The 6369-nt window shown below is 71.5% G+C and carries 5 protein-coding genes; 2 read left to right on the top strand and 3 right to left on the bottom strand.

The genetic code is table 11. The features are described from left to right. Nucleotides 1-674: 674 nt before the first annotated feature. The 3 genes from ACFY3L_RS45835 to ACFY3L_RS45825 all read right to left on the bottom strand — a co-directional run bounded on the left by ACFY3L_RS45835 (nucleotide 675) and on the right by ACFY3L_RS45825 (nucleotide 3211). The gene (locus tag ACFY3L_RS45835; RefSeq protein WP_389339704.1) at nucleotides 675-1418 is read right to left on the bottom strand and encodes an enoyl-CoA hydratase-related protein; all 744 of its coding nucleotides are present in this window, start codon (nucleotides 1416-1418) and stop codon (nucleotides 675-677) included. Then, nucleotides 1415-2884, bottom strand: a complete 1470-nt coding sequence (locus tag ACFY3L_RS45830; RefSeq protein WP_389339662.1) for a glutamate--cysteine ligase — start codon at nucleotides 2882-2884, stop codon at nucleotides 1415-1417. Before ACFY3L_RS45830 ends, ACFY3L_RS45835 begins: the two co-directional genes overlap by 4 nt. Nucleotides 2885-3025: 141 nt before the next feature. Beyond that, on the bottom strand, nucleotides 3026-3211 hold the full coding sequence (locus ACFY3L_RS45825) for a hypothetical protein (protein WP_389339660.1): 186 nt from the start codon (nucleotides 3209-3211) through the stop codon (nucleotides 3026-3028). A gap of 296 nt (nucleotides 3212-3507) precedes the next feature. Between ACFY3L_RS45825 and ACFY3L_RS45820 the strand changes: the two genes are divergently transcribed. Together ACFY3L_RS45820 and ACFY3L_RS45815 are read left to right on the top strand one after the other, a co-directional pair. Beyond that, complete coding sequence (locus ACFY3L_RS45820) at nucleotides 3508-4719, top strand: DUF4407 domain-containing protein (protein ID WP_389339658.1); 1212 nt, start codon at nucleotides 3508-3510, stop codon at nucleotides 4717-4719. Between the two features lie 43 nt (nucleotides 4720-4762). After that, nucleotides 4763-6367 (top strand): glycoside hydrolase family 10 protein, encoded by a 1605-nt coding sequence (locus ACFY3L_RS45815; RefSeq protein ID WP_389339656.1) that lies wholly within the window; start codon nucleotides 4763-4765, stop codon nucleotides 6365-6367. Nucleotides 6368-6369 lie beyond the last annotated feature (2 nt).

Genomic DNA, 6369 nt, shown 5'->3' with positions numbered 1-6369 from the left:
GCGCCGTCACCGCAGCTCCCCAGCCGCCACCCCAACAGGCTTGCAACCGCCACGCGCCGCACCGTCACCACAGTCCGGCAACCGCCACGCGCCGCCGCCACGACGCCCGGACTGCACGCGAGGCATGCGCCACCGCACCGCCACCCACAGAACCGCAACCGCCACAGGCCGCGCCGTCACCGCAGCTCCCCAGCCGCCACCCCAACAGGCTTGCAACCGCCACGCGCCGCACCGTCACCACAGTCCGGCAACCGCCACGCGCCGCGCCGTCATCGCAGTCCGGCAACCGCAACGCGCCGCCGCCACGGTGCCCGGGCCGCACGCGAAGCATGTGCCGCCGCACCGCCACCCATCAGAACCGCAACCACCGCGCCTCACCGCAGCCCGCAACCACCTCGCCGCGCCTCACCGCAGTTCCGCCACCACCGCGCGCCGCATCGTCACCGGGGCGCCTGGAACCGCGGCGCGTTGGGCGTGAGCGTCGTCGGCAGTGGCTGGCGCAAAGACGTTCGAAGGTGGCGGTGACCGGGGCGACGAAGGAAGTCGTGTGCCCTGGGTTCCGCTTCCTCCAGGACCTTAGCCCACGCCAGGAAATTGATCTCCGACGTCATCGCTGTCCGTAGTTTACCCTGCCCACGCCACGAATCCGCGAGGCACCGAGAGGTACAGGGAAGCTACGCCGGGTGGTCGGAGGGCCAGAGCGGGGGGCGGCGGTCCCTGAAGGCGGCCAGGCCCTCCGCCACTTCGGCGGGGTCCTGGCGGGCGGGGCCTTCCCAGCCGTCGATGAACGCCTTGGCCGCCCGGACGCTCAACTGGGAACGGGTGGCGATGGTGGCCGCGGTGTCCCGTACCGACGCCGCCAACGCGTCTGGAGCGACGACGGCGTCGACGAGGCCGATGGCGAGCGCGGCCGGGGCGTCGATCAGGTCGGCGGTGAAGAGGAGGAGCTTCGCGCGGGACGGGCCGACGAGGTCGACCAGGCGGCGGGTCGTCGAGCGGGGGTAGACGATGCCGAGCTTGGCGGGCGTGATGCCGAAGCGGCTGTCGGCGGCGGCGAAGCGCAGGTCGCAGGCGACGGCGAGCTGGCAGCCGCCGCCGACGCAGAAGCCGTCGATGCGGGCGATGGCCGGCTTCGGGAACGCGGCGAGGGCGAGCTCGGCCTGGACGGCGACGCTGTCCTCGCCGTCGGCGGCGATCGCCGCGGCGTCGTCCATGTCGGCGCCCGCGCAGAAGGTGCCGCCGGCGCCTTCGACGACGAGGACCTTGACGGCCGGGTCCGCCTCCAGGTCCTTCAGCAGGACCGGCACGGCGCGCCACATGGCGGCGGTCATCGCGTTGCGTTTGCCGGGGTTGTCGATGGTCAGCGTCGCCACCGGGCCGTCGACCGAGACCCGGATCCCTCCGGCGGGGGCGGTCACCACTCGTGGACGGGGACGTTGGAGTGCATCCGTGGAAGGTACTCCTCGAGCAGTTTGCGCATGGTGTCGTCGCGGTCGATCTGGCCGGCGCCGGTGAGGCGGTGGACGGTGTCGACCTGCCAGGAGGCGCCGTTGCGGGCGGTGAGGCAGCGCTGCTCGATGATGCCGAGGAGCCGGTCGCGGTGGGAGGGGTCGACGCCCCAGGTGTCGAGCCCTTCGCGGGCCATGGGCAGGAGGCGGCGCAGCACGAGCTCGGTGACCGGGACGGAGCCGAGGCCGGGCCAGAAGACGGAGGCGTCGATGCCGTGGCGGGCGCCGTTGTGGAAGTTCTCCTCGGCGGCGCCGAAGGACATCTGGGTCCAGACGGGCCGGTCCTGCTCGGCGAGCCGGCGGACGAGGCCGAAGTAGAAGGCGGCGTTGGCCATGCTGTCCACGACGGTCGGGCCGGCCGGGAGGACGCGGTTCTCGACGCGGACGTGCGGTTTGCCGTCGACGACGTCGTAGATGGGGCGGTTCCAGCGGTACACGGTGCCGTTGTGGAGCCGGAGTTCGCCGAGCTTCGGGACGCCGCCGTCGTCGAGGACGGCGATCGGGTCCTCGTCCTCGCAGATGGGCAGCAGCGAGGGGAAGTAGCGGACGTTCTCCTCGAAGAGGTCGAAGATCGAGGTGATCCAGCGCTCGCCGAACCAGACGCGGGGGCGCACACCCTGGGACTTCAGCTCTTCGGCGCGCGTGTCGGTGGCCTGCTCGAACAGCGGGATGCGGGTCTCCCGCCACAGCTCGCTGCCGAAGAGGAACGGCGCGTTGGCGCCGAGGGCGACCTGGACGCCGGCGATGGCCTGGGCGGCGTTCCAGTGCGCGGCGAACTGTTGCGGGCTGACCTGCAGGTGAAACTGGACGCTGGTGCAGGCGGCCTCGGGCGCGATCGAGTCGCAGCGGACGTGCAGCCGCTCGACGCCGTCGATCGCGATGAGCAGGTCCTCGCCGCGGGCCGCGAAGATCTGTTCGTTGAGCAGCGCGTAGCGCGGGTTCGCCGACAGGACCTCGGGCGTGAGCAGGTCCCGGCGCAGGGTGGGCAGGATACCGATCATCGCGAGGCGGGTGTCCACCCCGGCGGCGTGCTCCTCGGCGGCGTTGAGGCTGGCGCGCACCTGCTCTTCGAACCCGGCGAGCCCGTCACCGGCGAGCCGCCGCGGCGGCACGTTGATCTCGATGTTGAACTGGCCGAGCTCGGTGACGAACGCCGGGTCGGCGAGGGCGTCGAGCACGCGCTGGTTACGCAGGGCCGGGTCGTGCTGCTCGTCGACGAGGTTGAGCTCGATCTCGAGCCCGCTCATGCCGTCGCCGTCCTCGAAGTGCGCGTCGGCGAGCATGCGTGCGAACGCGTCGAGGCATTGACGTACTTTGTCGCGGTACCGCATCCGGTCTTCGCGGCTGAACTCGGTCGTTTCGACGTCCTTGCCCATGGGCCGCCCACCTCCGAAGCCGTAGCCGTGCCTCTGGCATACCACGAGCCGCGCCTTTTTACTCCTGTGTCCCAACCTGACGCGGCTGCTGTTCCAACCCCGACGCGGCTCCCGTTCCAACCTGACCCGGCTCCTGGTGACCTAGGCGACGTGCGGCTTGAGGCCGAGGTAGCGCAGGGCTGCCTCGGCCGACGGCTTGTGCGGGAGCTTGCCGAGCCATGACTGCCACAGCCGGCGGTCGGCGGCCCAGGCCCGCAGGTACTCGACGCACAGGTCGGGCGTGATGGTGAGGCTGCGGCCGTGGGCGCCGTCGAGGGCGGCCGCCATCCGGTGGCGTTCGGCCTCGTCGGCGACGATCGCGCGGGGCAGGCGCTGCCGGACGTGCTGGATGAAGGCCCGCCGGGTCTGCAGGTACGCCGCCCAGTAGCCGGCGTCGGCGGTAGGCGTGGCAGACGACGGAGTTGTCGGGGAAGCCGTGGTTGATGAGGCCGACGGCGGCGTGGGTCGTGGTGTTCACGGACGAGCAGGAGGTGCGCGAGCCGGAGCTGTGCCGGATCCTGGTGAAGGAGCTGAATCAGGAAATGCCCCTAAAATGCGACTAATGTTCGCGTAGCGTCAGGCGCATGGCCGACCGTTCGCTGCTCCTCAGGGTCGCCAACGTGAACCCCGCCAGCGTGCGGACCCACACCGACCGCGCGCTGTACCGCTCGATCGGCGTGTTCATCCTGCTGTACGGCGTGTACGCGATCGTCGGCGCCGCGACGTTCGTCGACGCCACCACGAACTACACGCACCCGTGGTGGCAGTGGCTGGTCGGTCCGCCGGTCGCGGCCGCCGTGATCGCCTACGACCGGGCCGTCGTCGGCCGGGTCGCGGTCAGCTACGACAACCTTGACTCCCCCGACCCGAAGCACCTGCTGCGGCGCGGCACGCTCGGCCTGTACTTGGGCCGGCTGCTGCTCGCCCTGCTGTTCGCCGTCGTCATCACCGAGCCGCTCATGCTCGCCAGGTACAAGGGCGAGATCGACGCGTACCTCGGCACCGTGCACAACCGCCAGCTGATCCAGCTCGAGCAGTCGGGTGCGATCGCCACGTTCGCCGGGCAGGTCGACGCGCTGCGGCGGCAGGACGCCGCCGACGACAAGGCCGTGGCGGACCTGCATCAGCTCGCCGCGGCGAAACGGGCCGAGGCCGCCGAGGTGTACGACCGTGCCCTCGCCGACTCCCGCGCCGACGGCGTCACCCGGCGGGCCGGCTGCCCGCCCGGCGGGTTCTGCGACACGCTCGTGCGGCAGTCCAGGGCGCTGACCGCCGAGGCGACCCGCCTGGACGACGAGGCGGCCGCGCTGCAGAAGACCCAGGAGAGCGGCCGCCTCGACCGGGCGAAGCAGATCGCCGCGCTCAACGAGCAGATCGCCGAGCAGCGCACCGACAACCGGCGGTCCGTGGAGGCCGGCGCGGGCTTCGGCGCCCGGACGACCGCCATGTGGCACCTGGTCAAGAGCGACTTCTGGGGATTCGGGTTCTTCTACCTCGGCATCGCGGCGCTGCTGGTCTGCCTGGACTGCGCGGCGGTGTGGCTCAAGCTGGTCTCACACGGCAACGCGTACGAGCGGACCGAGGCACGCGACGCCCGCCGCCGCGAACTGACCGCCACGAAACGCCACGAGCAGCAGCTCAAGGTGGCCGACGCGGCGCAGGAGGTGGCCGGCGACGGCCTCGACACGATCGTCGCGGAGCGCCGCCTGGTTGACGCCGCGGTCGAGCAGGCGACCGCGCGGCTCATGGCGGAACTGGAGGAGCAGTCCCTCCCCTCTTCGTCCAGAAGTTCCTGAATCGCTTGCAATGGGGGCTTCGGCACCCGGCAGACTGGTCGACGTGCGTCACAGCCTCCCCCGCCGCCCCCCTGTGCTGCCGATCGTGATCGGCATCGTCCTGGCGGTGGTCGCGGGGGTGGGCGCCGTCAGGGCGGTGTGGGTGAGCTCGACGTCCTCCAGCGCCGCGCCGGACGGCCGCGGCGGTGACCGGGCCGACCGGTCCAGGCCGCGCACCGACCTGCGCTGCGAGGGGGTGCCGCTGAACGCGCCGCGGGAGCTGCGCGGCATCTGGATCACCACGGTCGAGAACATCGACTGGCCGAGCCGTCCCGGGCTGCCCGACGAGCAGATCAAGGCGGAGTACCTGGGCTGGCTCGACCTCGCCGGCAAGCGCAACCTGAATGCGGTGTTCGTCCATGTACGGCCCAGCGGCGACGCGCTGTGGCAGTCCGCCTACGCCCCCTGGTCGGAGTGGATCACGGGGGTACGGGGGAAGGCGCCCGGCTTCGACCTGATGCGCTGGATGATCGACGAGACGCACGCCCGCGGGCTGGAGTTCCACGCCTGGTTCAACCCGTACCGGGGCAGCCAGCCGGCCCCGAGCGGCGCCGGGTCCGACATCGACGCGCTCGCGCCCGACCACCCGCTGCGCAAGCACCCGGAGTGGGCGGTCGTCTACCCCGCGGCCGGCACCACCGGCAGCCGCCTGCACTTCAACCCGGGCATCCCCGCCGCCCGCGAGTTCGTCGAGGACTCGATGCTGGAGGCCGTCAAGAAGTACGACGTCGACGGGGTCCACTTCGACGACTTCTTCTACCAGTACCCGGTCGGCAAGCAGGAGTACCCGGACGGCGCCGCGTTCGCCCAGTACGGCGGCGGCTTCGCCAGCCGTGCGGACTGGCGCCGTGACAACGTCAACAAGCTCGTCCAGGAGATGCACGACAAGATCCGCAAGCTGAAGCCGTGGGTGAAGTTCGGCATCAGCCCGTTCGGCATCTGGCGCAACGACGGGACCGACCCGGCCGGCTCCCCGACCCGCGGGCTGCAGTCCTACGACGAGATCTACGCCGACACCCGGCTGTGGGTGCAGCGGGAGTGGCTCGACTACATCGTCCCGCAGCTGTACTGGAACATCGGGTTCGACGTCGCGGACTACGCGAAGCTGCTGCCCTGGTGGGCCGGCGTCGTCAAGAACACCGACGTGCAGCTGTGGATCGGCCAGGCCGACTACCGCGTCGGGCAGTCCGGCGCCTGGTCCGACCCGGCCGAGCTCGACCGCCAGCTCGCCCTGAACCGGAAGTATCCGCAGGTCACCGGCAGCGTCCACTTCAGCGCCAAGAGCATGCGCAGCGACACCCTCGGCTCGGTCTCCCGCTACGCCGGCAGCTTCTACTCCACGCCGGCGCTGCCGCCGGTCATGGCGCAGCTGCCCGCCGACGTTCCCTCGCCGCCGTCCGTCTCGAGGTCCGGCGCCACGCTCACCTGGAAGGGCAAGGGCGTCAACTCGGCCGTGTACTCCGCCGTGTACGAGGTGCAGGGCTCCTCGGCGAAGCTGCTGGCGGTGCGCCGCGGCGGGGACGGCTCGCTGACCGTCCCGGACGCCGCCGCCACCTACTGCGTGACGGCGCTGGACCGCTCCTGGAACGAGAGCACTCCGGCGAGGTGATC

The sequence above is a fragment of the Dactylosporangium sp. NPDC000521 genome (assembly GCF_042898305.1).
Lineage (GTDB): Bacteria > Actinomycetota > Actinomycetes > Mycobacteriales > Micromonosporaceae > Dactylosporangium.
Note: the sequence above shows the minus strand (reverse complement) of the source record. Positions and strands in the feature narration are given on the sequence as shown.